The sequence below is a fragment of the Mesorhizobium sp. WSM4849 genome (assembly GCF_055811385.1).
On record NZ_JBVVPW010000023.1, the window covers coordinates 37133 to 62260 of the forward strand.

Genomic DNA, 25128 nt, shown 5'->3' on the forward strand with positions numbered 1-25128 from the left:
CCTTTCACGGGAGCAAATGAGGGGGACGGTTTGTTCAGATATATCTACCTGATAGTTTGGTCGACTATCCTGTTGCTATATGTAAGGGTAGTGATTTCAGATGTTATTTTTTTATTCGCGCACAGGTTGGGATTTCGCCCGGGATAACCCGCTTAAGGAAAGTAACGAATTTTATTGGGGAGAAGGAAAAGATCCCCTTAACAGAATTAGAAATAAAACCAGGGTTTTGGTATTTCACCCGTTAATAATTGCGTTCCTTTCGACTTTGCTCTACGCTATAATTTTTCTATTTTAGATTACGATTTATGTCTGGCCTGTCGCATTCAGCCTGATTGCCTGATCGCCGCGCGCGACTCCAGCAAGCGAGCAATATCCGCCGCATTCGACGGCATGCCGATCAGGTAACCTTGGGCCTCGACACAGCCTTCCCTGCGCAGGAATTCAAGTTGCGCTCCGGTTTCGACGCCTTCGGCTGTGACGGTCGTTCCAAGCTGCGCACCGAGCCCGATAACCGTGCGCACGATCGCGGCCGTGTCGCGGTTGTCGATGTCGCGGATGAAGGAGCGGTCGATCTTGATCTTGTCGACCGGGAAGCGGCGGAGATAGCCGAGCGACGAGTAACCGATGCCGAAATCGTCCAGCGCGATACGGACGCCGAGGTCGCGCAACTGCCTGAGCGTCTTGAGCACGGTATCGCTCTCGTCCATTAGCACTGTTTCGGTGATTTCCAGTTCAAGCCGATCGGCCGGCACGCCGGAAAATGCCAGCGCGGAGATCACGCTGCGGGCAAAGGTGCCACTTTTGATCTGCACGGCCGAGACATTGACCGCGATACGCAACCCATGCGGCCAGCCCGCCGCAACCGTGCAGGCTTTCCTCAGCGCCCACTCGCCGAGCGGCACGATCAGCCCGGTTTCTTCGGCGACCGGGATGAAGTCGTCTGGCGGCACCAAGCCGCGTGCCGGCGAGTGCCACCGCATCAGCGCTTCGGCGCCGACGATTTCGCTCGAGGCGATGTTCATGATGGGTTGGAAATCGAGCTCGAATTCCCGCCGCCGCAGCGCTGCCTGCAGGTCGGTTTCGAGTGCGCGTCGTGCCCGTACCATCGCATCCATGCCTGGCTCGAAGAAGCGATAGACGTTGCGTCCTTCGCTTTTCGCCCTGTAGAGGGCCATGTCGGCGTTTTTCAGCAGCGTGTCGGCATCCCTGCCGTCATTGGGGAAAAGGGCGATGCCAAGGCTGATGCCGACATGCATGTCGCGGCTTTTGTCGCGAAATGGCTTTCCGATGATGTCGACAATGCGTTTTGCCAGTTTTTCCGCATCGCCGGCACCTTTTGGGCCGGCACCTTTTGTATTGAACTGGATGATGACGAACTCATCGCCGCCGAAACGAGCGACCACGTCCGTTTCGTTGCGAAGGCAATTTTGCAGCCGCTCGGCCACGCATTTCAGCAGCCAGTCGCCCGCCGGGTGCCCCCAGGTGTCGTTGACGGACTTGAAGCGGTCGAGGTCGAGCGAGAATATCGCCAGGTCCGTGGCCTCGCCCAAGGCCTGGTCGAGCCGTTCGCGGAACATCGAGCGATTGGGCAGATTGGTCAGCGTGTCGTGATGTGCAAGGTGGGTCATGCGCTCTTCGACGCGCCTGCGCTCGGTGACGTCGTCGAAAGTTGCGACCCAGCCACCTCCACTCATCGGCCGCCGCACGACCAAAAGCGTTCTGCCATCGGCAAGATGGCGATAGGTTGACCGCATTTCCCCGGCTTGAAGGCAGGCTGCGGTTTTCGAGATCTCGCTGTCGATGTCGATCTCTGCATAGATACCCAGGCGCACGAGCTGCTCAAGCGCGTCGCCGTGGCTCATGCCAAGCGGAAAATCGGCCGGCGTCACGTGGTAGAGTTCCAAGAAACGTTCGTTGCGCACGATCAGCCTGCTGTCTGCGTCATACATCAAAAGGCCTTGCGACATGTTGGCGAGTGCCGCGTCGAAGCGTCGATGCTGCTCCTTCAGCTCCTGCTCGGCGCGCCGTTGTTCGGTGATATCCTCGTAGATCGACACCCAGCCGCCTGAAGCCAGCGGCCGGTGCGAGATGTTGATGATGCGGCCATCCGACAGCGTTTCCTCGTAGGTCGAGGGTTTCGCCCGGTCGATATACGGCTTGCGGATGGCGTAGAGTTCTTCGGCGCTGTGCGAGGCGACACCGATGTCGACGCTGTGCTGGAGGATGTCGAAAAACCGGATGCCGGGCTGCACGATCTCGGGGTCGAGGCAAAAGATGCTGGTATAATTGCCGTTGCAGATGATCATACGCTCGTCGGCATCGAACATGGCCAAGCCATGCGACATGTTCTCGACGGCGGCCGAAAAACGATCATCCTGTTTTCGCAGTTCGTCCTCTATCCGTCGCGGCAGGCCTATACCTTCGGCCCTCCGTCCGCGGACGGGCGAACCAGCCTTGGCATGAGTGACGGACATGAGGCGTGCCTGCAGACCGTGATCGAACACGGCACTGTTGTCCTTTTCGGTTAATTTACCGTTTTTCAGTCGGCTGGCTGCAGCGTTTGACGCCGCGATTTCTCGATTGCCGCATACCGTTTGAGGAACGCGTTTTGCGCCCAGGTCACCGAACGCGGGGTGAAATCGAAGCGTTCGGCATTGAAGCCGCGCGGCCGGCCGAAGAATTCGGTCGCCTCGGCGGTCGAAAAGCCGGCAAGCAGCGTCGCCTCGAAATAGGCGGCGATCTGGTCGGCGCGCTTGATTTCCTTGCGCAGGCCCGCACTAGGTTCGACCGGTAGCGAAAAGCGCAGATGGATGGCGCGCTGCAGCCTCAGCTCGCACTCCTTGTAGCTGCCGCCCATCACCGATTTGAACGGTGAGATCATGTCACCGATGACATATTCCGGCGCGTCGTGCAGCAAAGCCGCCAGCCGCGCGTCGGCCGGGGCGTCCGGCGCCAGCTCGCCGAAAAGCGCCTCGACCAGCAGCGAATGCTGGGCGACGGAAAAGGCGTGATCGCCGCTGGTCTGGCCGTTCCAGCGGGCGACGCGGGCAAGCCCGTGGGCGATGTCCGAAATCTCGATATCAAACGGCGAAGGGTCAAGCAGATCCAGCCTCCGGCCCGACAGCATGCGCTGCCAGGCGCGCGGCGGCGCGCCGGCACGGTCGGCCGCCATCAGGCCTCCTCCGCGCCGACGGATTCCTGCGGGCCAACGGTTTCCAGCGGAAAAGTGAACTTCGCCCAGGCAGGGATGGTGAGCGACACAGTGACGTCATCCGCCATGATCGGCTGGCCGACGTCGAGCGCTGCCTTGACTCGGTCGATACGGGCTATGGCGAGGCCTGCCGTGCCGGCGGCAGTACCAAGCGTGCCGACCGGTCGCCCGGCAACTGTCAGTTCGGCACCAGGAGCCGGCAGGGGCCGCTCGGCCGAAACGATCAGTACCCGCCGTCTGGCGGTGCCGCGATGCTGCATGCGCGAGACCACCTCCTGGCCGACATAGCAGCCCTTCCTGAAGCCGACACCGCCGGTTTCGTCGAGCAGCACATCATGCGGGAAGGCGTCGCCGAGCTGATAGTCGCTACCGCTTTCGGCAATCCCATGAGCGATGCGCAGCGCTTGCCATGCGGCCGGATCGCCGCCGGCGGCCGTGCCGCCATAAAAGCGCGTTACGGACGCGTCGCGGAACCGTGCATCTGCAACCGGCGTTGAATCAAACTGCGAAGCGGTTGAGTCATCCCCCCACGCAACAGCGACAAGTCCCTGATCTGCCTTGGCGATCTCGACCTTGGCGCGCAATTTGTAGAGCATCAGCCGCCGGATGAAATCATCTGATACATCGGCTCGGCATTCGAGGCGGAAGGAATTCTCGCCAGCGCGGGAGATCAGGAAGTCGAACAGGATCTTGCCTTGCGGCGTCAGCAAGGCGCCAGGCTTTGCTTCGCCGGCAGCCAGTGCGTCGAGGTCGGTGGTCAGGATGTTCTGCAAAAAGTTCTCGGCATCCGGGCCTGACACGGAAACGAGTGCGCGATCTTTCAGTAGGGCAAAGGGCATGGGCGGAAAAAGAACCTGATCTTGCAAAACAGTCGGCCATTACGTAAGCCGCTCACACTCCCCCCGCAAGAGACCGGATCAGCATGGCCACGACCTACGACCTCATCCTGACAGGCGGCACGGTGGTCAACCACGATGGCGAGGGCCGGCGCGACGTCGGCATCAACGGCGGGCGCATCGCCGCCATCGGCGATCTCGGCCAGGCTTCAGCCGGCGAGACGGTCGACTGTCGTGGCCTGCACGTCCTGCCCGGCGTCGTCGACAGCCAGGTGCATTTCCGCGAGCCGGGGCTGGAGCACAAGGAAGATTTGGAGACCGGCTCGCGGGCAGCTGTGCTGGGCGGCGTCACCACCGTCTTCGAGATGCCCAACACCAACCCGCTGACCACCAGCGAGGCAGCCCTTGCCGACAAGGTGCGGCGCGCCTCCGGCCGCATGCATTGCGACTTTGCCTTCTGGGTCGGCGGCACCCGCGACAATGCCGGGGATGCCGGCGAACTGGAGCGGCTACCCGGTGCTGCCGGCATAAAAGTATTCATGGGCTCGTCCACCGGTGACCTTTTGGTCGAGGACGATGAGGGCGTCGCCTCGATCCTGAGGAATACCCGCCGCCGTGCGGCCTTCCATTCCGAGGACGAATTCCGGCTGCGCGAGCGGCTCGGCGAACGCATCGAGGGCGACCCGGCCTCGCATCCGGTTTGGCGCGACGAGATCGCCGCCTTCCGCTGCACCGAGCGCCTTGTGCGCATTGCTCGCAAAGCCCGCGCGCGTATCCATGTGCTGCACATCTCGACCGCCGAGGAGATCGCCCTCCTCGAACGGCACAAGGACGTCGCGACCTGCGAGGCGACACCGCATCATCTGACGCTGAGCGCTGACGACTATGCACGCCTCGGCACGCTGATCCAGATGAACCCGCCTGTGCGTGCAGCACGCCACCGCGACGGCATCTGGCACGGCATTGCGCAAGGCATCGTCGATGTGCTGGGTTCCGACCACGCCCCGCACACGCTGGCCGAAAAGGCAAAGCCCTATCCGGCCTCGCCGTCGGGCATGACCGGCGTGCAGACGCTGGTGCCGATCATGCTCGACCACGTCAATGCCGGCCGGCTGACGTTGCAACGTTTCGTCGACCTGTCCAGCCACGGCCCGCAGCGTATCTTCGGCATGGCCAGCAAAGGCCGCATCGCCGCCGGCTACGACGCGGATTTCACGATCGTCGATTTGAAACGTCGCGAGACCATCACCAATGCGCAGGCAGGCTCGAAGGCTGGCTGGACGCCCTATGACGGCAGAGAAGTGACCGGGTGGCCGGTCGGAACAGTCGTGCGCGGCCGCCGCGTGATGTGGGAAGGCGAGATCGTCACGCCAGGGCAGGGCCGGGCGGTGGAGTTTTCCGAGGCGCTGGCGGTCTAGAGCGTCGGACTTTCAAGCCGCTCAATCCCCGGCGACGAAGAACGTCCACTGTCCGTCCGGCGTGATGCCGACGCGGTAGAAGATGTAGGCGCCGAACTGCTTCATGCTGTCATAGTCGCCGGCGGTGACGATCTTGAATAGCTCGACCCGCTGCCTGGCGTCGAGCTTGTCCAGCGGCAGCGCGAAGAAATATGGCCAGACATAGAGCTCCTGCGGCGTGCCGACATCGACATGGACATAGCCGGCACTGAGTACCTCTTCCAGGATGGCGAGGATTTCCTGGCCTTCCGTGTCGCCCGAAAGACCTTTCAGGAAGGTGATCGGGTCGCCTTCGATCTCGCTCAGCGACAATTGGGTCATCGTATCGCCCTGGCCGATCAGCGGCCGGAGCTTTTCGATGTCGCCGCTCTTGCAGGCCCCGATAATCAGATCGTGCATGCGCCTGACCGGCTCCGGCAGCTTGCTGAGATCGTAGACGACCTCGGGCAAGGGTTCATCCGGGTCGACTTGCGGATTGGCTATGCCACCATCGTCTGTTGGCCTCTCCGGTTCGATCTGTTCCCGCTCGTCGGGGGGCGTTGGCTGGCTGGCCGCAGGCGGCGTCGTGGCGAGCGGGTCGGGCATCGGCACCGCAGTTCCCGGCGGCGGCATGTCGTCGTCGGCGGGCGGCGCGACCGGCGAAGGAAGGTCCTCGCGCTTGATTTCACTCAGCGCATATCCGGGGCTGCTTGCGAGGCAAAGCGCGAGCGGAACCGCGGCGCAAAAAGCGGCGAGCCGGATGCTGAGGGCCAAGCCACGCGGCTGGCCTGACGTCGAAAAGTTCACCGCCTGCCTCTCCATGATTCCGTCCAGATGCCCAGGCCCTTACAGATGCCCAGGCCCTTACAGGTGCCCAGGCCCGCCCAGGTGCCCAGGGCATGACCGCCCAAGCGGCACGCCGTGGTCAAAGAGCCTGATGCCGGTTCAGTGCCGCAGCCGTCCTGGTTCGAAGGCCCCGGCTATCACCTTTTCACGCATGCGGTCGAGCAGGGCAAGGGCCGAGGTCTCGCCATTGGCGCGCAGCATTTCGCCGAACGCGGTTTCAAGGGCCGCCTCGGCGATGATTTCCGGCTCGATTCCGGCCGAAAGCCCTTCCGCCCAGGCCTCGCTGTGGCTTTCCACGGCAGTCAGGCGCTTTTCTTCCCTGACCAGCGCGTCGATGTCGTTGACGCCATGTTCCATTGCGATGTCCACCCTTTTCAAGCGGCGATCCGGCAGATGCGGATCAGGCTTGGGCTGTCCCTTTTACACGCAGGTTAAGTAAGTACTTGTAAATACGACATTTCTAGGGTCGTTTCGACAAGGGCTCGTCACGTTTTGCAAACCTGCGTTCGATCCGATTCAAACTTAGCCGATTAGGCCGGCGAGCGGGATGAAAACCTTCAGTTTGAGTTAATTCCACATCCGCGCGGTAACGTTTCGTTAATGCCGTTGCAGAAGTGCAACACAAGGATTGCACTAAGACGCCACCGGACACAAGCAGGGGGTGCCAAGGTCAGTTGCCGTAGCGCGAGGCGATGTCGCGCGACAGCGTCTCGCCTTCCTTCATGTAGCGGCTGATGGCTTCGGTCGCCGAGGCGGTACACTGCGTGTAGGTGCCGCCGAAGGAGCGGTAGCCGCGATTGAAGCTGGCGATGAAGCGGGCGCGCCGCTCCGGGTCCGGATTTTCCGAAGCGATCAGCTTCTCCATCTCGACCCGCCAGCGGTCTCCCTTCTCGCCGCACAGATTACGCAGGAAATGCAGCGACCCAAGCACCTCCGCCAGCCGCATCAGCCCCGGCTCGAACGGCGACTCGGCGGCCAGCGCCGGCCGCGCGCTGATTGCCGTACTGGCGGCGAGGCAAGCTGCAAGGAAAAGCGATGCGCGGATCATAAGTCTATGTGGCCAAACAATTTGTCGGCTGCAAGGCGATTTTGGAGGTTACGCCCCTGCATTCCTGAGCAATTCTTCGGCAACGGCAAACACCGAAGCGGCAAGCGGCAGCGCCGTCATTTCGCCGAGCGTATAGAAGGCGGCGGTCTCGGCGTCGTCGCTGGCTACGGGCTCGCCGCCGACATAGGTGGCGCCGAACACCGTCAGCAGATAGTCGACCGGGTGCCCGTCGCTGCCGCCGTCGATGTGGATTTCCCGAAGTGGGCGGTAGTTGTGAGCCTGCAACCCGGTTTCTTCCAGCAATTCGCGCTGCGCGGCTTGTTGCAGCGTCTCGCCGGCCTCGACCTTGCCGCCTGGAAACGCGTAGAATCCTTGCGAAGGCTGCCGCGCCCGCTTGACCAGCAGCACCGTGTTGCCGCGGACAATGGCGACCGAGACAGCCGGGAGTATCTCGCGCATCTCGTCCATGGATCTCCGATCGTCATTTGCTGCAGCCCGTTGTGGACCGGTCGGCTTGAAGAAGCATTAGCGATTGCGCAACGCCGGTTCCATTGCCACCTTCGCATCCGACCAATTCAACGAGTTTTTAGCTTATGTGCGGACGCTTCGCCTTGACCGCCACGCCGGACCAGACTGCCGCCTTTCTCGGTCTGACGGAGCTGGAGGATTTTCCGGCCCGCTACAACATCGCGCCGACGCAGCCGGTCCTGATGGCGATTGCAGGCTTGCCGCAGGCGTCAGGCTCGAATCTGCCTGACCGGCAGCCGATGCTGGTGCGCTGGGGACTGATTCCAGCCTGGGTGAAGGACACGCGTGAGTTTCCGCTGCTGTTCAACGCCCGCTCGGAGGGAGCAACGGAAAAGGTCTCGTTTCGCACCGCCATGCGCCATCGCCGCGCTTTGGTCCCGGCTTCCGGCTTCTACGAATGGCGTCAATCGGGCGGCAAGAGGGGGCAGCCCTATTGGGTGCGGCCTAAGCATGGCGGGCTTGTCGCCTTCGCCGGGCTGATCGAGACCTATGCCGAGCCGGGCGGTTCGGAGATGGACACCGGCGCCATCCTGACCGTTAACGCCAATGCCGACATCGCCCATATCCATGACCGGATGCCGGTGGTGATGGATCCGCAGGATTTCGCCCGCTGGCTGGATTGCCGCACGCTGGAGCCGCGCGACGTGGCCGACCTGCTCAGACCGGCACTGCTCGATTTCTTCGAGGCTGTTCCGGTTTCCGACCTCGTCAACAAGGTCGCCAACACCGGGCCGGAGATTCAGGGGGGCGTCGTGGGGCCGGAGCCCGGGAAGGCCAGGCGCCAGAAGCCCGGCGCGGACGACAATCAGATGACCTTGTTTTAGCAGTAGCTGCTATTTCCTGGGGCGCTTCAGCGCCTTCATTGCCGGCACCCCATTTACTGGCGACCGGCCGGCCGCACGTCACATCAGGCAGCGCGCGGCGATATGATCTTCTGCACCGGCTTCTTCTTCTTCGCTGTGTGGAGAAGGGCGGCGACGATCGCGGCCGGGCCGATCGCCCGGTATTGGCTGGCGAGCGCCGGTTGCTTGGCACTGCTGGAGTCCTGCTTGGTTCGGGGCATTTTTCTCTTCCCTGGTAACGTCTTCGTGTCCGCGTTTGCTGGTCGAATCCGACCAAATCGTGACATCTGGTGATCTAGCCGGTGAATGTTTCATGACTGTGCCGAGATGTTTAATAAAATGTTTCACCGCGTCATTACCTGTGATCCAGCGACTCTTTTGCCGAAAGTTGCGACTTGACGGCAACACTGGGTGAGGCGATAAAGCCGCTCATGAGAACGTCTTTCGCCATTTGTGGCATTTGCATTATTGGCTAGCTTCGCGCTGGTCCGGACGTTTTCGCCTATCTTCCTTCTAGAGTGGACAAACGCCCCGGCCAGCAGGCTGGTGCCTGATTTGCGTCTCGGCGCAAGTGGGCCCGGCCAAAAAGTAACGCACCGGGAAGGCACGAATGTCTGACGCATCGCAGGGCCTGCGCCTTTACAACACGCTGACGCGGACCAAGGGGGATTTCTTCCCGATCGATCCGCGCAATGTGCGCATGTATGTCTGCGGCCCGACGGTCTACGACTTTGCCCATATCGGCAACGCGCGGCCGGTGATCGTCTTCGACGTGCTGTTCCGTCTGCTGCGCCATCTCTACGGGCAAGCGCACGTCACCTATGTACGCAACATCACGGATGTCGACGACAAGATCAATGACCGCGCACTGCGCGATTTCGGCGGCGAGATTGCCTCGGGAAAGCTGTCGCTGAACGAGGCGATCCGGCGGGTCACCGAAAAAACCGCCGACCAGTTCCACAAGGATGTGGCATCGCTCGGCTGCCTGGAACCGACGGTCGAGCCGCGCGCCACCGAATTCGTCGAGCCGCGCGCCGATGGCAAAGTCGACATGATCTCCTTGATTCAACGGTTGATCGAACGCGGCCATGCCTATGTTGCGGCAGGCGAAGTTCTGTTCGACACGGCCTCGATGCCGGACTACGGCCAATTGTCGAAGCGCAATCTCGACGAACAGCAGGCCGGCGCTCGCGTCGCCGTCGATCCACACAAGAAGAACCCTGGCGATTTCGTGCTGTGGAAGCTGTCCTCGCCGGAAGAGCCGGGCTGGGACAGCCCGTGGGGCAGGGGCCGGCCGGGCTGGCACATCGAGTGCTCGGCGATGTCGGCCGCCTATCTCGGCGAGGTCTTCGACATCCATGGCGGCGGGCTCGACCTGATCTTCCCGCACCACGAGAACGAGATCGCCCAGTCGCGCTGCGCCCACGGCACCGATGTGATGGCAAAAGTGTGGATGCACAACGGCTTCCTGCAGGTCGAGGGGCAGAAGATGTCCAAGAGCTTGGGCAACTTCTACTCGATCAACGAGTTGCTGGAGACCGAGACCTTTGGTGGCCGCAAATGGCCGGGCGAGGTGCTGCGGCTGGCGATGCTGATGACGCATTATCGCGAGCCGATCGACTTTTCCGTGCGCAAGCTGGAAGAGGCGGAAAATACGCTGCGTAAATGGAAGCGGGCGGCGGATATCGCACCGGCGGCGGCAATGCAATTGCCGGTGGAAGTGGTGGAAGCCCTGTCGGACGATCTCGCAACCTATTCTGCGTTCCAGGTGCTGACGCAGTTGGCCGGCGAGGCTGTGGATTTCAATGCTGCCGGTGGCGGTAACGCTGCCGCAGCGGGCAACGATGCTGCCGCTTCGCTGAAGGCGGCGTTGCTGTTCCTTGGCTTCGACGTTACGCCGGCCAAAGTCGATGAAGACGCCATCGCCAGGGCGATCGCCAAACGCCTGACCCTCATCTCTGCTGGAAATTGGGCCGAGGCCGACCGCATCCGCGCCGAATTGCTGGCGCAAGGTATCCAGTTGAAGGACGGCAAGGACCCCGTCACCAGCGCCCGCATCACCACCTGGGAGGTAAAAAGATGATCGATCATCTTGGCATCACCGTTTCCGATTTCGACGCGTCGAAGGCGTTCTATGATAAGGCGATGGCGCCGCTCGGTGCCTCGCTGCTCTACATGGTGCCGCAGGAATATACCGGCGGTGCGAAGGTCGGCGGCTATGGCCGTGACCGGCCGGTGTTCTGGCTGCATCAAGGCAAGGACAAGCCGAAGGACCGCCAGCACGTCGCCTTCACCGCGCGCAGCCGCGCCGAGGTCGATGCCTTCCACGCCGCCGCCATCGCTGCCGGCGGCAAGGACAATGGCGGGCCGGGCCTGCGTCCGCACTATCATGCGAACTACTATGGCGCCTTTGTCTTCGACCCCGACGGCAACAATGTCGAAGCCGTCTGCCATACCCCGGAGTGAAGCAATGAGCCTAGACAACAGACCAGTCTACACAGGCGGTTGCCAGTGCGGCGCCGTGCGCTTCCGTGTCGAAGGCGCGCTGGGTGACGCCTCCGTCTGCCATTGCCGCATGTGCCAGAAGGCAAGCGGCAATTTCTACCTGCCGCTGGTGTCCGTGCGTGGCGCAAAACTCGACTGGACGCGCGGCGAGCCCAAACGCTTCCGCTCCTCCAACGCCGCATGGCGCGGTTTTTGCGCCGATTGCGGCACGCCGCTGACCTTCGAGGCGCCCGACGGCATCGCACTCGCCATCGCCGCCTTCGACGATCCGGAGGAGATCGCGCCGACCATCCAGTGGGGCATCGAAGCAAAACTCCCCTATGTCGATCACATCCACGAATTGCCCGGCGAGGACACGATGGCCGATTTTTCGTCGTCCTCGTATCTCGCCGACCTCGTCTCTTACCAGCACCCCGACCACGACACCGAACAATGGCCGCCGGAGGAAAGATCATGACCGAAACCGTTCGAACCGGCGGCTGCCAGTGCGGCGCCGTGCGTTTCCGCATTCGTGGGGCGCTTGGACGCCCGTCCATCTGCCATTGCCGCATGTGCCAGAAACAGTTCGGTTCCTTCTTCGGCGCGCTGGTGACGGTGCCGAAGGACGGCGTCGAATGGGTGCGCGAGGAGCCGAGCTATTTCCAGTCGTCGGTCAACATCGATCGCGGCTTCTGCGCCCGCTGCGGCACGCCGTTGGCCTACAGGCAGCCCGGCGGGCTTGAGATCGCCATCGGCGCTTTTGACGATCGCTCCGACCTCGCACCGCAGATCCAGGTCAACTACGCCGCCCGGCTGCCCTGGGTGGAGAAGATCTTCGACGCGCCGGTCCATGACGATCCCGACTACTACACCCGGCAGGAATCGATCATCTCCTTCCAGCATCCGGATCACGAGACGGCCAACTGGCCGCAGCAGGGCCTGAAATTATGAGCAGTGAACTGCGCACCCTCTATCCGGAGATAGAGGCTTACGAGTCCGGCATGCTGGATGTCAGCGACGGCCATCAGGTCTACTGGGAGCGTTCCGGCACCAGGGGTGCCAAGCCGGCCGTATTCCTGCATGGCGGACCGGGCGGCACCATTTCCCCGAAGCACCGGCGGCTGTTCGATCCGAAGCTTTACGATGTCATCCTGTTCGACCAGCGCGGCTGCGGGAAGTCGACGCCAAACGCCTCGCTCGAGGCCAACACCACCTGGCATCTGGTCGCCGATATCGAGCGCCTGCGCGACATGTGCGGCTTCGACAAATGGCTGGTGTTCGGCGGCTCGTGGGGCTCGACACTGGCGCTGGCCTATGCCGAGACGCACCCCGAGCAGGTCAGCGAACTGGTCGTGCGCGGCATCTACACGCTGACGCGCGCGGAGCTCGAATGGTATTACCAGTTCGGCGTCTCGGAAATGTTCCCCGACAAATGGGAGCGCTTCCTGGCGCCGATCCCCGAGGCCGAGCGCGGCGACATGATGGCCGCCTATCGCAAGCGGCTGGTCGGCAGCGACCGCAAGGCGCAGGTCGAGGCCGCCCGCGCCTGGAGCCTGTGGGAGGGCGAGACGATCACGCTGTTGCCCGATCCGGAAACCAGCAGCCGGTTTGGCGAAGACGACTACGCCGTCGCCTTCGCCCGAATCGAGAACCATTATTTCGTCCATGCCGGCTGGCTGGAGGAAGGGCAATTGCTGCGTGATGCCTTCAAGTTGAAGGATATCCCCGGCACCATCATTCATGGCCGCTACGACATGCCGTGCCCGGCGCGCTATGTCTGGGCGCTGCACAAGGCGTGGCCGAAGGCGGATTTCCACCTGATCGAGGGTGCCGGCCATGCCTATTCGGAGCCGGGCATCCTCGACCGGCTGATCCGGGCGACGGATCGGTTTGCGGGGAAATGAGCATGGGCCGCGAGCGCCTCTATCTCTTCGACACGACACTGCGTGATGGCCAGCAGACGCCGGGCATCGACTTTTCGGTCGAGGACAAGATTGCCATCGCCGGGCTGCTCGACGGGTTCGGCGTCGACTATGTCGAGGGCGGCTATCCTGGCGCCAATCCGACCGACACCGCTTTCTTCGCCGAGCACCGCACGGCCAGTGCCAAATTCGTCGCCTTCGGCATGACCAAGCGGGCAGGCGTGTCGATCTCGAACGATCCAGGCCTTGCCGCACTGGTCCAGTCGAAGTCGGACGCCATCTGCTTTGTCGCCAAGAGCTGGGACTACCATGTCCGCGTCGCGCTGGGCTGCACCAACGAAGAAAACCTCGAGGCGATCAAGGCCTCGGTCGAGGCGGCGGTTGCTGCCGGGAAGGAAGCACTGGTCGACTGCGAGCATTTCTTCGACGGCTTCAAGGCCAATCCCGATTATGCGCTCGCTTGCGCCAGGACCGCCTACGACGCCGGCGCGCGCTGGGTGGTGCTGTGCGACACCAATGGCGGCACGCAGCCGTCGGAAGTGCGTGCCATCGTCGAGAAGGTCATCGTCTCAGGCATTCCCGGAGACCATCTCGGCATCCATGCCCATGACGACACCGGCCAGGCGGTGGCGAATTCGCTGGCCGCCGTCGAGGCCGGCGTGCGCCAGATCCAGGGCACGCTGAACGGCATCGGCGAGCGCTGCGGCAACGCCAATCTGATCTCGATCGTGCCGACGCTGGCGCTGAAGCCGGCCTTTTCCAACCGTTTTATGACAGGCATCTCGGCCGAAGCATTGGCCGGCATATCGCGCCTTTCCCGCGCCTTCGACGAATTGTTGAACCGTGCGCCGGAAGCGCAGGCGCCCTATGTCGGTGCTTCCGCCTTCGCCACCAAGGCCGGCATCCATGCCTCGGCGCTGGCCAAGGAGCCGGCCACCTACGAGCATGTGCCGCCGGAAGCGGTCGGCAACCGCCGCCGCGTCATGGTCTCGGACCAGGGCGGCAAGGCCAATTTCCTCGCCGAGTTGAAACGGCGCGGCATCGAAATGCCGAAGGACGACCACCGGCTCGATGCGCTAATATCAGTGGTCAAGGAGCGCGAGGCCGAGGGCTATGCCTATGAAGGCGCCGACGCCAGCTTCGAGCTGCTGGCGCGCAAGATGCTGCACGGCCTGCCGGAATTCTTTAGCGTCACCTCGTTCCGCTGCATGGTCGAGCGCCGCTTCGACGCCAACGGCCAGCTGAAGACGGTCTCCGAGGCGATCGTCAAAGTGCTGGTCGACGGCGAGGAGAAGATGTCGGTGGCGGAGGGGCACGGTCCGGTCAACGCGCTCGACATCGCGCTGCGCAAGGATCTCGGAAAATTCCAGAACGAGATCGCCGACCTCGAGCTTGCCGACTTCAAGGTGCGTATCCTCAATGGCGGCACCGAGGCGATCACCCGCGTGCTGATTGAATCGCATGACAGCACCGGCGCCCGCTGGTGGACGGTCGGCGTCTCAGAAAACATCATCGACGCTTCGTTTCAGGCGCTGATGGATTCGATCGTCTACAAGCTGATGAAGAACCGCGAGTTGGCTGGGCTGGTCGCGGCAGAGTGAAGAGATGGGCTTTTCAATAAGTTGGGTTGCATTTCACGATCTCCCGCTTGCAAAGGCGGCATTGGTCTTTGGTCTGGCCCAGACCGGAGAGACGGACGAGGTTTTTGATTTTGCCTATAATGGCGCCGTGGTCGGCAAAAATTGGTCAGTCGTCATTTTTGACGATGTGAACATGGATCTGGTGGACGGGAAGCCTATGGCCAGCCTTTCGACTGGCAGGGATGTGGTCGTCGTTCACAGTATCGATACGGTCATGCTGCAATGGGCCGAGCAGTGGCGTGATGGGCACGAAGTCTGGAGTATACGACACACCAGCGCGGATGGCGCACGCAATCTTGAAGTGACGGGGAACCTTCCGTCCTGTTTCGACGAGATCCGACGCGCGCGTTTCGCCGACCAGGATCGTGAGGACGCAGGTGCTGCCGAGATAGACTTTATCGCAGACATTCCGCTCCAGGTGGCAGAATGCGTGACAGGCTTTCGTCACGACACCACTGAAGCGGAATTCATGGAGCTGGTGCCAGCACCCGACGAAGCCAAGTGACGCGCGAGCTTCGCGTTTTCAAATGAATATGGTGGAAAGGCTGGGCCAGCCACTTGAACCCATCAGCGAAAGTCCATTGATCCATCAGAACTTTGCGATGGTCTTGGCACGGCGGCTGGCGCATAGCGTTGGGCCATGACCACGCAAGCAATTCAGCTCGAAGCAGACTCAAAGGCCAGGCGTGGCTTTCTGCTGGCACTGGGCGCCTATCTCCTGTGGGGGTTGCTGCCCTTCTACATTAAGGCGGTCGCCCATCTGCCGCTGGCCGAAGTCATCGCGCACCGCATCGTCTGGTCGGTGCCGATCGCGGCGGCCGTTCTGGTCTGGGCCGGCCGCACGGCGGATTTCAAAGCGGCGTTGCGTTCGCCGCGCATCATTTCGATGGCGGCGCTGACGGCGGCGCTGATTTCGGTCAACTGGGGCATCTATGTCTGGGCCATCGCGGTCGACCGTACCATCGAGACCGCGCTTGGCTACTACATCAACCCGCTTGTCAGCGTCGTTGTCGGCGCGCTGCTGCTCGGCGAACGGCTCGACAGGCTGCAGATCGCGGCGGTGGTGATGGCGGCCATCGCGGTCGCGGTGCTGACGATCGACGCCGGCAAGCTGCCCTGGGTGTCGCTGGTGCTGGCGTTTTCCTTTGCCGCCTACGCCTTCTTCCGCAAGACGCTGCCGATCGGTCCGAGCCAGGGTTTTCTGCTTGAAGTGCTTTTGCTGTCGGTGCCGGCGCTCGGCTACATCATCTTCCTCATCGTCACCGGGCAGGACCATTTCGTCTCCAGTTCCCTGAACGATACCGCGCTGCTGATCGGCTGCGGCCCGGTCACCGCCGTACCGCTGCTGCTGTTTGGCTTCGGGGCCAAGCTGTTGCGCCTCTCCACCATCGGCATCATGCAGTATATCGCGCCGACCATTGTGTTCCTGATCGCCGTGCTGATCTTCGGCGAACCCTTCGGCAGCACCCAGGCCGTCGCCTTCGGCCTGATCTGGACGGCGCTGGCGATCTACTCCTGGTCGATGTTCCGCGGCCGCGAGATCCGGCCGGCAGTGCGTTAGGACGAGGGATTTTCGATGTACGTGCTACACATAGCAAACAAGAATTATTCCTCGTGGTCGCTGCGGCCCTGGGTGCTGATGCGGACATTGGACGTCCCATTCGAGGAGCGGCTGACACCGTTTCCGACCGGATCGAGCTGGAGCCTCTACCGGCCGTTCTCGCCCAGCGGCCGCGTACCTTGCCTGATTGACGACGGCTGGGCGGTTTGGGATTCGCTCGCCATTGCCGAATATCTGGCCGAGCGCCACGCCGGCGTCTGGCCTGCCGACGCGAAGGCGCGAGCGTGGGCGCGGTCGGCTGCGGCCGAAATGCATTCGAGCTTCACCGCTTTGCGCGGCTCCTGTCCGATGAATTGCGGTGTCCGCGTCGCGCCGGTGCCGATGTCCGATGCGCTGAAGCACGACCTCTTCCGTCTCGGCGATCTCTGGGGCGATGGGCTGCTCCGCTTCGGCGGACCGTTCCTGGCTGGCGATCGCTTCACCGCCGTTGACGCCTTCTTTGCCCCGGTGGCGTTTAGGGTTCAGTCCTACGGACTGTCTTTCGAGGGCGCAGCTGCCACCTATCCGGCGCGATTGCTGGCTCTGCCGGCGATGCGCGAATGGTACGCGGCAGCCCTTGCCGAAACGTGGCGCGAGCCGGACCACGAAGCGGAGGTGCGCGCCGCCGGCACTGTCATCGAGGATCTTCGCGCAACCTTGTAACGGTTGCCGCTACATCCCGCGCCCCAGCCGCCTGACGAACAGATAGACGACCGCGGCGACAACCAGCGATATCGCCGACGCCACCCGGAAGCCAATGGCGACGGCATTGCGGATGTGCGCAGGACGTTCGCAGAAGGCCTCAATTCACCCTTCGGTATGACGCTGTCCAAAGGCAGGCTCTATGTAGCGAATGCCGACGCGCTCGTCGCTTTCCCCTACTCCAATGGCCAGACCCGAGCCACAACGCCGCCGGAAAAGATCGTCGACTTACCGGCCGGAGATCTCAACCATCATTGGACCAAGGATGTGATCGCAAGTCCGGATGGACGCAAGCTCTATGTCACCGTCGGCTCCAACAGTAACGTTGGAGAAAACGGCATGGCCGCGGAGAAGAACCGCGCCGCCGTCCTTGAAGTGGACCGGTCGAGCCGCCGTACCCGGGTCTTCGCGTCAGGGCTGCGCAACCCTAACGGGCTCTCCTGGAACCCTGAAACTGGCGAGCTTTGGGTCGCCGTGAACGAGCGTGACGAGATCGGCGACGATCTCGTGCCGGACTATATGACCTCGATTCGTGACGGCGCTTTTTATGGCTGGCCCTACAGCTACTTCGGACAGAACGTCGACGAACGCGTCAAGCCGCAGCGCCCCGATCTCGTGGCGAGGGCGGTCAAGACCGATTATGCGCTGGGTTCCCATACCGCCTCGCTGGGACTGAACTTTTCCAAAGGCGCGTCGCTCGGTCCGGCCTACGGCAACGGCGCCTTCGTCGGAATAGGGGAATAGGGGAGTTCATGAGCGGCATTCACTACCTACTCCCTACTCCCCTATTGCCTTAAAGCTTGTCGATTACCGACTGCACACCTTCGGTCGGTGCGTCGACCGATGATCCGGCGACCATGATGGCGGCGACGATCGCTTCCGGATCGTCGACCACCAGCGGCCTGACCCGCTGCGCGGTATGGATGAAGCCTTCGGCCATCATATGGTCGAGCAGCGCCAGCATCGGATCCCAGAATCCCCCAACGTTGCCGAAGACGATCGGCTTGCGATGATGGCCGAGCTGGCCCCAAGTCATGATCTCGATGATTTCCTCGACCGTGCCGATGCCGCCCGGCAGCGCCACAAAGGCGTCGGATTTCTCGAACATCGTATGCTTGCGCTCGTGCATGTTGTCGGTGATCACGAGCTCGTCGAGCCGGTTAAGCGCGGTTTCGGTGGCCTCCCTGTTGATCAGGAAGCGCGGAATGATGCCCGTCACCTTGCCGCCAGCCCGCAACGCGCCTTCGGCAACGGCTCCCATGATGCCCCTGGTGCCGCCGCCATAGATCAGACGCAGGCCGGACTTGGCGATCGAACGCCCAAGCAGGTGTCCGGCCTTGGCATAGGTTTCATCGCGGCCTGGAGACGAGCCGCAATAGACGCAGATAGATCGAATCGTGTTCATGAGATGATTGGTGATTGGGTCTTTATTCGCGGTCAAGCCCGGGCGGGCTTTTTCTTGCTGGCCCCTTTTTCTTGTCAGTCCCCTTTTTCTTGTCGGTTTGGGCAAAACAGGCTAGACCGGCATTAGGTGGCTAAGGGCAGGGAAATATGACGATTAATCCAATGAAGGCGCTTTTGTTCGCCGTCGGCGGCTCCGTCGCCGCGGCGGGGACCGCCTATGTATCGGGCGCGCTCGACCCGTATCTCAATCGCGCGCCACCGGCGGAAGTGGCATCACTGACGCCGCCGGTGAAGAAGCCGGCCGAGCCGGGGACCGATGGACCGCCTCCGCCCGCGCCGGCCTCAGATGCGATGGCACCGGCAGCGCCGGCCGCGGCCGATGCGATCGCGCCGACCTTCGATATCGTTCGGGTCGAAATCAAGGGCTCTATCGTCGTCGCCGGCAATGCCGCACCCAACGCCAAGGTCGAGATTCTCAACGGTTCGACGGTTCTCGGCTCGACGGTCGCCGGTGCCGATGGCGCTTTTGCCATCGTTCTCGACGATCCGCTGAAACCCGGCGATTACACGATCGCGCTGCGTTCGATGACCGGCAATGTCGTGACCCCCTCTGCGCAGACAGCCGTCGTCTCGATTCCCCAGAGTCCTGCTGGCCAGGTGCTGGCGATGATCGAGGAGCCGGGCAAGCCCTCCGAATTGCTCACCGTTCCTACACCCGGGAAGAAGCCTGAAGGCCCTGCCGGCGACAAGGCGGCCGCTCCGGCTGCCGGGGACCCCGCTGCCGCAGCACCAGCCCCAGGCGCACCGGCTGCCACGGCGCCGGCCACTGTCGAAGCCGTCCCCGTGCCGGCTCCGGACGTGCCGGTCGCACCGGCAACACCAGCTGCAGGGCCAAAGATCATCGTCGAAGCGATCGAGATCGACGGCAACAAGATCTTCGTCGCCGGGCTCGCCGATCCAGGCCGCAAGGTGCGCGCCTATGCCAACGACATCTTGCTCGGCGACGCGAAAACTTCGCCCGACGGCCACTTCCTGGTCGAGGCGACGCGCAACATTCCGGTCGGCACCTACACCATCCATGTCGACGCACTCGATGCCGACGGGGTCAAGGTGGTGGCCCGTGCCGCCGTGCCGTTCGAGCGCGAGCCGGGCGAGTCGGTCGCCGCCGTGGCGCCCGCCGAGCAGAAGCCTGCCAAGCCGCCCGCCGCCGCGGACACGACCGCGCCTGCTCCACCTGCCACATCGGCTGAAATTCCCGAGACCGCGGCACCGAAGCTCGAACACGCCGACGGCGCCGTCATCATCCGCCGCCACGACACGCTGTGGCAGATCTCGCGGCGCGTCTATGGCCAAGGCGTGCGCTACTCGACCATCTACCTCGCCAATCAGGATCAGATCAGGAATCCAGACCGCATCTGGCCGGGGCAGGTGTTCAAGGTCCCGGAAAAATCGCAGGAAGGCGAAGCCGCCAACCTCAAGGCGATGGGCGACCAGATGACGACCGCCCCTGCCAAGTCCAACTAGAGGTCCAGCAGAAATCTTTTTTCTTCGTTAGGCTCTCTTGCGGAAAGTTCGTTCATCGTCTATCGCCGATAGACGATGAACGCTCCCTTGACCGAGAAGACCTGTGGCTTCGCCGACAGCCAGTCCGTCGCCGCGAAGCTCGCCGCGCTTTCGCATCCGGCCCGGATCGAGATCCTCCGGCATCTGTCGGCCAGCCGCTCCTGCTGCTGCCGCGAGGTCGTCGACCATCTCGACCTGGCGCAGTCCACCGTTTCGCAGCACCTGAAGATATTGGTCGAGGCCGGGCTGGTCCGCTACGAGCCGGACCGGCAACGCTCGCGCTATGAAGTCGACGGCGATGCGCTCGCCGATGTTTCCGCATCGCTGGCCGCGCTCGTCAATTCGTGCTGCACCGGCCGCTAATCATGATCCCGAATCGAAGGACCGCGTCAGCGAAAAGTGGAAGCCGGTTTCGGAAAAGGTGACGGTCAAGCAGTGAGATATAAGAAAAAGGCGATAAAAATGGCCGAAAAAACCGTTTCCGCTGAATCCGGTTCGACCGTCAAGACATTGCGCAATCTTTGGCCCTATATGTGGCCGGCCGACCGGGCCGACCTCCGGGCGCGGGTGGTGTGGGCGACCGTGCTTCTGGTGGTCGCCAAGCTGACACTGGTTGCCGGCCCCTATTTCTTCAAATGGGCGACCGATGCGCTAGCCGGGGATGCCAAGTCGGTGCCGCCGCTGCCGGCCTTCCTGCTGGCGCCGGTCATGCTGGTCATCGCATACAATGTCGTGCGGCTGGTGCAGCTCGGTTTCAACCAGCTGCGCGACGCGCTGTTTGCCCGCGTCGGACAATATGCGGTGCGCCAGCTCGCCTTCCGCACCTTCATCCACATGCATCAACTGTCGCTGCGCTTCCATCTCGAGCGCCGCACCGGCGGCCTGTCGCGCATCATCGAGCGCGGCACCAAGGGTATCGAGACGATCGTCCGCTTCACCGTGCTCAACACCTTGCCGACCATCCTCGAATTCGCGCTGACGGCCGCCATCTTCGCCGTCACCTATGGCTGGAAATACGTGGCCGTGGTGGCGGTGACGGTCTGGCTCTACATCTGGTTCACCATCAGGGCGAGCGACTGGCGCATCGTCATTCGCCGCGACATGAACGACAGCGACACCGACGCCAGCACCAAGGCGATCGATTCGCTGCTCAATTTCGAGACGGTCAAATATTTCAACAACGAGAGCATGGAAGCCGAGCGCTTCGACCGTTCGATGGCGCGCTACGAGACCGCCGCCACCAGGATATGGACCTCGCTCGGCTGGCTGAACTTCGGCCAGGGCGTCATCTTCGGTCTCGGCACGGTTATCGTGATGTGCCTTTCGGCGCTGGAGGTGCAGGCTGGTACGCAGACGGTTGGCGACTTCGTCTTCATCAACGCCATGCTAATCCAGCTTTCGGTGCCACTCAACTTCATCGGCTTCATCTATCGCGAAATCCGCCAGGGTCTGACCGACATCGAGCAGATGTTCGATCTGCTCGATGTGCCGCAGGAGATCGTCGACAAGCCGGGTGCCAGGCCGCTGGTCGTCGGCGCCGGCAAGGTCGAGTTCCGCGACGTGCAGTTTTCCTACGATCCCAACCGCAAGATCCTGAAAGGCATCAGCTTCGAAGTGCCGGCCGGCAAGACGGTTGCCATTGTCGGGCCGTCGGGCGCCGGCAAGTCGACCATTTCGCGGCTCCTGTTCCGCTTTTACGACATCCAGGGCGGCAAGATACTGATCGACGGCCAGGACATTCGCGACGTGACGCAGGAGAGCCTGCGCGCGGCGATCGGCATGGTGCCGCAGGACACCGTGCTGTTCAACGACACCATCGCCTACAACATCCGCTACGGCCGCGTCGATGCCAGCGAGGAGGATGTGCACAAGGCGGCAGAACTCGCTCAGATCGGGCCATTCATCGAGCGGCTGCCCGACGGCTACCGTTCGATGGTCGGCGAGCGCGGGCTGAAACTGTCGGGCGGTGAGAAGCAGCGCGTGGCGATCGCCCGCACCATTTTGAAGGCGCCGCCGATCCTGATGCTCGACGAGGCGACCTCGGCTCTCGACAGCCATACCGAACAGGAGATCCAGGCGGCGCTCGACCTCGTCAGTAAGGGCCGCACGACCATCGTCATCGCCCACCGGCTGTCGACGGTGATTTCGGCCGACGAGATCATCGTGCTGCAGGACGGCCAGATCGCCGAGCGTGGCACGCATGCCGCCTTGATGCGCAAGGCCGGTCTGTACGCGTCGATGTGGGACCGCCAGCGTGAGGCAACCGAGGCCGAGGAGCGGCTGCGCATTGCTCGCGAGCGCGACGAGTTCGGCGTCGTCGTCCGCCGCCGCCCCTCGGAAGTGTCGTAGCCCTTATGGCCAGCCGGCGCCCGGTGCGGAAGCCTCGATGCTGAGCACCTGGCCGGTGCGGGCATCGCTGATCATGTGTTCAAAGCCGCGCCATTCGGCGGCGACGATGAACAGTGTCTTGCCGTCGGCGCCGCCGAGCATGCAGGCAAAGCAGCCGCGATCGGCATCGACACTCTCGAGCATTGCGCCGCCTTCGCGCACGCGCACGCAGTGCCGGTTGGGCACGTCGGCATACCAGACAGCGCCTTCGGCATCGAGACAGATGCCGTCTGGAAAGCCGTTGCCGAGGTCGGCCCATCGCCGCCGGTTGGCGAGGCTGCCATCGGCGGCGATGTCGAAGGCGGTTAGCCTGTTGGCGTGGGATTCAGCGACGATCAACGTTTTGTTGTCAGGCGTCACCGCCATCCCGTTGGCGAAGGCGATCTTGTCCGCCACCTGCCGCACCGACCCGTCCGGCGCAATCAGCACGATGGTGCCGGGGCCGAAATGCTGGCCGGGAGCCGGCGCCGGCCCACCGCCATTGATGTAGATGTTGCCGCGCCCGTCGACGACGATCTCATTCCAAGGGCTCGTTGAAAAACCCCGCAGATCGGCGTGGGTGGCCAGCGTACCGTCTGCTTCTTGCCGCAGCACCAACCCCTCACGCCCGCAGACGACGACCAGGCGACCGTCCGGCAGCCAGTCGATCGAATAGGGCAGGGTGGCCGGCACAGTGAGCATGACCTCACTGTTGCCGTCGGCATCGACGGCGATGATCTGGCCGGTTCCCCAGTTGCAGAACCAAAGCCTGCCATCATGCCAGCGCGGCGACTCGCCGAACGCCAGACCGTTCATCACGACATTTGCTTCTTTGGCTGCTAATTTCTGCGACGGCATTGCGGGCTCCCAGGTTTCGTGCCGTAGGCGCCCCACTCGGCCGATATAAAGCGCCTCTCACCAAGGACGGGCGAGGATGCCGCGCGCCGACAACTGCGACGGTTTTTCGCAAAGGCCGGATCGGTTCCAATATGCGTGAACCGGATACGTGCCCCAACGCAACCGCCGCCGAACCGGCTTTCGCTCATTGTTGCGTTGCGGCCACAGGGTGTTTCCGCTATTGAGGCCGGACCTGAAACTAGGCTGTTTCCATTCCATGGACCTCGTCGACACGATCAAGAAAACGTTCGTTCCGATCCATCGCGAAGGCTATCCGTTTATCGCCGCCTTCGCAGCGGTGACGCTTTTCCTCGGCTATTTCTCTTCGATCCTGTTTTGGGTCTGCCTGATCCTGACGGCCTGGTGCGTCTATTTCTTCCGCGACCCCGAGCGCGTCACGCCTGTCGATGACCGGCTGGTGGTGAGCCCGGCCGACGGCATCATCACGGCGGTCGGTCCGGCCGTGCCGCCGCGCGAACTTGGCCTCGGCGGCGGCGAGATGACCCGCATCTCGGTGTTCATGGACGTCTTTTCCTGCCACGTGAACCGGGCGCCGGTGCGCGGCCGCATCACAAGGATCGAGCATCGGCCGGGCCAGTTCCTCAACGCCGCACTCGACAAGGCGAGCGCCGACAACGAGCGCAACGGCCTGGTCATCGACAGCCCCAACGGCACGGTGGCCGCGGTGCAGATCGCCGGCCTGGTGGCGCGGCGCATCGTCTGCTGGGCCGAGACCGGCGGCACGATCGGCATCGGCGAGCGCTTTGGGCTGATCCGCTTCGGCTCGCGCGTCGACGTATTCCTGCCGTCGGCCGCAACGCCGCGTGTCGCCGTCGGCCAGACCGCGGTCGGTGGTGAAACCATACTGGCCGAATTCGGCGGCATTGCCGCAACGCCGCTCGTGCGGGTGTCCTGAGCCGTGGGCGCGCCGTTCAAGAAATTCGAGGCGCATGGCAGCGGCGGTCCGCGAATCCATGAAATCCCGATGCGCATGGTGCTGCCCAATCTCGTCACCGTGCTCGCCATCTGCGCCGGCCTGTCCGGCATCCGCTTCGGCTTCGAAGGCCGTTTCGAGCCGGCAGTGGTGATGGTGCTGCTCGCCGCCTTCCTCGACGGCATCGATGGCCGCCTGGCGCGGATGCTGAAGGCGACGTCCAAATTCGGCGCGCAGATGGATTCGCTGGCCGACATCGTCAATTTCGGCGTAGCACCCGCGCTGGTACTCTATGCCTTCCTGCTCGACCAGGCCGGCTCGCCTGGCTGGATTGCCGCGCTCCTGTTCACCATCGCCTGCGGGCTGAGACTCGCTCGCTTCAACGTGCTCGACGAAGAAACAGATCGCCCGCAGTGGCAAACCGAGTATTTCGTCGGCGTGCCGGCGCCGGCGGGTGCAGTGCTGGTGATGCTGCCGCTTTATCTGTACTTCCTGCGGCTTGGCGTGGAGCCGTCCCGCCCTGCCGCCTTCGTCGCCGCCGGCTTCACCGTTCTGGTCGCCTTCCTGCTGGTCAGCCGGCTGCCGGTCTATTCCGGCAAGAGCCTGAAAGTCCCGGGCGACAAGGTGCTGCCGATCATCCTCGGCGTCGTCCTCCATATCCTGCTTTTGATGACCTACCCCTGGTACACGCTGACAGCGTCGGTCGCCGGCTATCTGCTGTTCCTGCCGTTCAGCGTGCGCGCCTATTCCAGGCGCGCCAAGCGCGAAGGCGAGAAGGTGCCGCCTTCAGACATCGGCTGACAGGCTTGTCGCCAATTCGCTCCGACGGTCACCTCAAGCATTTGCAGCCAAGTGGAACCACTTGGCG

The 25128-nt window shown here is 63.0% G+C and carries 26 protein-coding genes and 1 pseudogene; 17 read left to right on the plus strand and 10 right to left on the minus strand.

The genetic code is table 11. The annotated features are described in order from the left end of the window. Window positions 1–323: 323 nt before the first annotated feature. From AC0L3L_RS24120 to ygfZ, 3 genes are all read right to left on the minus strand, one after another. On the minus strand, window positions 324–2474 hold the full coding sequence (locus AC0L3L_RS24120) for a putative bifunctional diguanylate cyclase/phosphodiesterase (RefSeq protein ID WP_473639359.1): 2151 nt from the start codon (window positions 2472–2474) through the stop codon (window positions 324–326). A 65-nt stretch (window positions 2475–2539) separates the two neighbouring features. Continuing rightward, a complete protein-coding gene (locus AC0L3L_RS24125) occupies window positions 2540–3172 on the minus strand; it encodes an HD domain-containing protein (protein ID WP_473486655.1) in 633 nt (210 codons plus the stop codon). After that, window positions 3172–4050: a CAF17-like 4Fe-4S cluster assembly/insertion protein YgfZ gene (ygfZ, locus tag AC0L3L_RS24130; RefSeq protein ID WP_473639361.1), complete on the minus strand. Its 879-nt coding sequence runs from the start codon at window positions 4048–4050 to the stop codon at window positions 3172–3174. Before ygfZ ends, AC0L3L_RS24125 begins: the two co-directional genes overlap by 1 nt. An 83-nt stretch (window positions 4051–4133) precedes the next feature. Between ygfZ and AC0L3L_RS24135 the strand changes: the two genes are divergently transcribed. Next, a complete protein-coding gene (locus tag AC0L3L_RS24135; RefSeq protein WP_473639363.1) occupies window positions 4134–5465 on the plus strand; it encodes a dihydroorotase in 1332 nt (443 codons plus the stop codon). Between the two features lie 21 nt (window positions 5466–5486). Here the strand turns inward: AC0L3L_RS24135 and AC0L3L_RS24140 are convergent, their stop codons facing one another. From AC0L3L_RS24140 to AC0L3L_RS24155, 4 genes are all read right to left on the minus strand, one after another. Then, entirely contained in the window at window positions 5487–6290 is an 804-nt protein-coding gene (locus AC0L3L_RS24140; protein WP_473486658.1) for a hypothetical protein, read from the minus strand. A 138-nt stretch (window positions 6291–6428) separates the two neighbouring features. Continuing rightward, complete coding sequence (locus tag AC0L3L_RS24145) at window positions 6429–6686, minus strand: hypothetical protein (RefSeq protein WP_077381793.1); 258 nt, start codon at window positions 6684–6686, stop codon at window positions 6429–6431. A gap of 313 nt (window positions 6687–6999) precedes the next feature. Next, window positions 7000–7377 (minus strand): TIGR02301 family protein, encoded by a 378-nt coding sequence (locus AC0L3L_RS24150; protein ID WP_473639365.1) that lies wholly within the window; start codon window positions 7375–7377, stop codon window positions 7000–7002. Between the two features lie 48 nt (window positions 7378–7425). Next, complete coding sequence (locus AC0L3L_RS24155; RefSeq protein WP_473528055.1) at window positions 7426–7845, minus strand: NUDIX hydrolase; 420 nt, start codon at window positions 7843–7845, stop codon at window positions 7426–7428. Between the two features lie 125 nt (window positions 7846–7970). Here AC0L3L_RS24155 and AC0L3L_RS24160 point away from each other — a divergent pair, with 125 nt between their 5' ends. After that, the gene (locus AC0L3L_RS24160; protein WP_473528054.1) at window positions 7971–8729 is read left to right on the plus strand and encodes an SOS response-associated peptidase; all 759 of its coding nucleotides are present in this window, start codon (window positions 7971–7973) and stop codon (window positions 8727–8729) included. Between the two features lie 83 nt (window positions 8730–8812). Here the strand turns inward: AC0L3L_RS24160 and AC0L3L_RS24165 are convergent, their stop codons facing one another. Then, on the minus strand, window positions 8813–8968 hold the full coding sequence (locus AC0L3L_RS24165; protein ID WP_095496669.1) for a hypothetical protein: 156 nt from the start codon (window positions 8966–8968) through the stop codon (window positions 8813–8815). Window positions 8969–9357: 389 nt separating this feature from the next. Between AC0L3L_RS24165 and cysS the strand changes: the two genes are divergently transcribed. From cysS to AC0L3L_RS24215, 10 genes and pseudogenes are all read left to right on the plus strand, one after another. Next, window positions 9358–10830: a cysteine--tRNA ligase gene (gene cysS / locus AC0L3L_RS24170; protein ID WP_473639367.1), complete on the plus strand. Its 1473-nt coding sequence runs from the start codon at window positions 9358–9360 to the stop codon at window positions 10828–10830. Beyond that, a complete protein-coding gene (locus tag AC0L3L_RS24175; RefSeq protein ID WP_473486662.1) occupies window positions 10827–11213 on the plus strand; it encodes a VOC family protein in 387 nt (128 codons plus the stop codon). Before cysS ends, AC0L3L_RS24175 begins: the two co-directional genes overlap by 4 nt. 4 nt (window positions 11214–11217) lie before the next feature. Then, window positions 11218–11709 (plus strand): GFA family protein, encoded by a 492-nt coding sequence (locus AC0L3L_RS24180; RefSeq protein WP_473486663.1) that lies wholly within the window; start codon window positions 11218–11220, stop codon window positions 11707–11709. Further along, window positions 11706–12182 (plus strand): GFA family protein, encoded by a 477-nt coding sequence (locus AC0L3L_RS24185; protein WP_473486664.1) that lies wholly within the window; start codon window positions 11706–11708, stop codon window positions 12180–12182. Before AC0L3L_RS24180 ends, AC0L3L_RS24185 begins: the two co-directional genes overlap by 4 nt. Next, entirely contained in the window at window positions 12179–13135 is a 957-nt protein-coding gene (gene pip, locus AC0L3L_RS24190; protein ID WP_473639369.1) for a prolyl aminopeptidase, read from the plus strand. The genes AC0L3L_RS24185 and pip overlap by 4 nt, the downstream gene beginning before the upstream one ends. A 2-nt stretch (window positions 13136–13137) precedes the next feature. Then, entirely contained in the window at window positions 13138–14754 is a 1617-nt protein-coding gene (gene cimA, locus AC0L3L_RS24195) for a citramalate synthase (RefSeq protein ID WP_473486666.1), read from the plus strand. A gap of 4 nt (window positions 14755–14758) precedes the next feature. Next, complete coding sequence (locus AC0L3L_RS24200; protein WP_473639371.1) at window positions 14759–15298, plus strand: hypothetical protein; 540 nt, start codon at window positions 14759–14761, stop codon at window positions 15296–15298. A gap of 135 nt (window positions 15299–15433) precedes the next feature. Next, window positions 15434–16354, plus strand: coding sequence for an EamA family transporter RarD (rarD, locus tag AC0L3L_RS24205; protein ID WP_473639373.1), 921 nt, complete (start codon window positions 15434–15436; stop codon window positions 16352–16354). Window positions 16355–16369: 15 nt separating this feature from the next. Continuing rightward, complete coding sequence (locus AC0L3L_RS24210) at window positions 16370–17056, plus strand: glutathione S-transferase family protein (protein WP_473639375.1); 687 nt, start codon at window positions 16370–16372, stop codon at window positions 17054–17056. 87 nt (window positions 17057–17143) lie between these two features. Continuing rightward, window positions 17144–17827: pseudogene (locus tag AC0L3L_RS24215) on the plus strand (PQQ-dependent sugar dehydrogenase); the annotation flags it as partial. Between the two features lie 61 nt (window positions 17828–17888). Here AC0L3L_RS24215 and AC0L3L_RS24220 read toward each other — a convergent pair. Further along, window positions 17889–18500, minus strand: coding sequence for an LOG family protein (locus tag AC0L3L_RS24220; protein ID WP_123149788.1), 612 nt, complete (start codon window positions 18498–18500; stop codon window positions 17889–17891). Window positions 18501–18646: 146 nt separating this feature from the next. Between AC0L3L_RS24220 and AC0L3L_RS24225 the strand changes: the two genes are divergently transcribed. From AC0L3L_RS24225 to AC0L3L_RS24235, 3 genes are all read left to right on the plus strand, one after another. Next, a complete protein-coding gene (locus tag AC0L3L_RS24225) occupies window positions 18647–20023 on the plus strand; it encodes a LysM peptidoglycan-binding domain-containing protein (RefSeq protein ID WP_473486671.1) in 1377 nt (458 codons plus the stop codon). Window positions 20024–20098: 75 nt separating this feature from the next. Then, window positions 20099–20425: an ArsR/SmtB family transcription factor gene (locus AC0L3L_RS24230; protein ID WP_473486672.1), complete on the plus strand. Its 327-nt coding sequence runs from the start codon at window positions 20099–20101 to the stop codon at window positions 20423–20425. Between the two features lie 99 nt (window positions 20426–20524). Then, window positions 20525–22411 carry an ABCB family ABC transporter ATP-binding protein/permease gene (locus AC0L3L_RS24235; protein WP_473528047.1) on the plus strand — a complete coding sequence of 629 codons (1887 nt, stop codon included), beginning with the start codon at window positions 20525–20527 and terminating at the stop codon, window positions 22409–22411. A 3-nt stretch (window positions 22412–22414) separates the two neighbouring features. On the opposite strand, the gene AC0L3L_RS24240 is transcribed toward AC0L3L_RS24235, so the two are convergent. Beyond that, complete coding sequence (locus AC0L3L_RS24240; RefSeq protein WP_473639377.1) at window positions 22415–23287, minus strand: SMP-30/gluconolactonase/LRE family protein; 873 nt, start codon at window positions 23285–23287, stop codon at window positions 22415–22417. Window positions 23288–23543: 256 nt separating this feature from the next. Between AC0L3L_RS24240 and AC0L3L_RS24245 the strand changes: the two genes are divergently transcribed. Continuing rightward, window positions 23544–24242, plus strand: a complete 699-nt coding sequence (locus tag AC0L3L_RS24245) for a phosphatidylserine decarboxylase (protein WP_123149893.1) — start codon at window positions 23544–23546, stop codon at window positions 24240–24242. Window positions 24243–24245: 3 nt separating this feature from the next. Further along, entirely contained in the window at window positions 24246–25061 is an 816-nt protein-coding gene (gene pssA, locus AC0L3L_RS24250) for a CDP-diacylglycerol--serine O-phosphatidyltransferase (protein ID WP_473486675.1), read from the plus strand. The last annotated feature ends 67 nt before the right edge of the window (window positions 25062–25128 follow it).

Coding starts and splice junctions, on each gene's coding strand:
- AC0L3L_RS24120 (WP_473639359.1), bottom strand. CDS start 2,474: ATGTCCGTCACTCATGCCAAGGCTGGTTCGCCCGTCCGCGGACGGAGG.
- AC0L3L_RS24125 (WP_473486655.1), bottom strand. CDS start 3,172: ATGGCGGCCGACCGTGCCGGCGCGCCGCCGCGCGCCTGGCAGCGCATG.
- ygfZ (WP_473639361.1), bottom strand. CDS start 4,050: ATGCCCTTTGCCCTACTGAAAGATCGCGCACTCGTTTCCGTGTCAGGC.
- AC0L3L_RS24135 (WP_473639363.1), top strand. CDS start 4,134: ATGGCCACGACCTACGACCTCATCCTGACAGGCGGCACGGTGGTCAAC.
- AC0L3L_RS24145 (WP_077381793.1), bottom strand. CDS start 6,686: ATGGAACATGGCGTCAACGACATCGACGCGCTGGTCAGGGAAGAAAAG.
- AC0L3L_RS24150 (WP_473639365.1), bottom strand. CDS start 7,377: ATGATCCGCGCATCGCTTTTCCTTGCAGCTTGCCTCGCCGCCAGTACG.
- AC0L3L_RS24155 (WP_473528055.1), bottom strand. CDS start 7,845: ATGGACGAGATGCGCGAGATACTCCCGGCTGTCTCGGTCGCCATTGTC.
- AC0L3L_RS24160 (WP_473528054.1), top strand. CDS start 7,971: ATGTGCGGACGCTTCGCCTTGACCGCCACGCCGGACCAGACTGCCGCC.
- AC0L3L_RS24165 (WP_095496669.1), bottom strand. CDS start 8,968: ATGCCCCGAACCAAGCAGGACTCCAGCAGTGCCAAGCAACCGGCGCTC.
- cysS (WP_473639367.1), top strand. CDS start 9,358: ATGTCTGACGCATCGCAGGGCCTGCGCCTTTACAACACGCTGACGCGG.
- AC0L3L_RS24175 (WP_473486662.1), top strand. CDS start 10,827: ATGATCGATCATCTTGGCATCACCGTTTCCGATTTCGACGCGTCGAAG.
- AC0L3L_RS24180 (WP_473486663.1), top strand. CDS start 11,218: ATGAGCCTAGACAACAGACCAGTCTACACAGGCGGTTGCCAGTGCGGC.
- AC0L3L_RS24185 (WP_473486664.1), top strand. CDS start 11,706: ATGACCGAAACCGTTCGAACCGGCGGCTGCCAGTGCGGCGCCGTGCGT.
- pip (WP_473639369.1), top strand. CDS start 12,179: ATGAGCAGTGAACTGCGCACCCTCTATCCGGAGATAGAGGCTTACGAG.
- cimA (WP_473486666.1), top strand. CDS start 13,138: ATGGGCCGCGAGCGCCTCTATCTCTTCGACACGACACTGCGTGATGGC.
- AC0L3L_RS24200 (WP_473639371.1), top strand. CDS start 14,759: ATGGGCTTTTCAATAAGTTGGGTTGCATTTCACGATCTCCCGCTTGCA.
- rarD (WP_473639373.1), top strand. CDS start 15,434: ATGACCACGCAAGCAATTCAGCTCGAAGCAGACTCAAAGGCCAGGCGT.
- AC0L3L_RS24210 (WP_473639375.1), top strand. CDS start 16,370: ATGTACGTGCTACACATAGCAAACAAGAATTATTCCTCGTGGTCGCTG.
- AC0L3L_RS24220 (WP_123149788.1), bottom strand. CDS start 18,500: ATGAACACGATTCGATCTATCTGCGTCTATTGCGGCTCGTCTCCAGGC.
- AC0L3L_RS24225 (WP_473486671.1), top strand. CDS start 18,647: ATGACGATTAATCCAATGAAGGCGCTTTTGTTCGCCGTCGGCGGCTCC.
- AC0L3L_RS24230 (WP_473486672.1), top strand. CDS start 20,099: ATGAACGCTCCCTTGACCGAGAAGACCTGTGGCTTCGCCGACAGCCAG.
- AC0L3L_RS24235 (WP_473528047.1), top strand. CDS start 20,525: ATGGCCGAAAAAACCGTTTCCGCTGAATCCGGTTCGACCGTCAAGACA.
- AC0L3L_RS24240 (WP_473639377.1), bottom strand. CDS start 23,287: ATGCCGTCGCAGAAATTAGCAGCCAAAGAAGCAAATGTCGTGATGAAC.
- AC0L3L_RS24245 (WP_123149893.1), top strand. CDS start 23,544: ATGGACCTCGTCGACACGATCAAGAAAACGTTCGTTCCGATCCATCGC.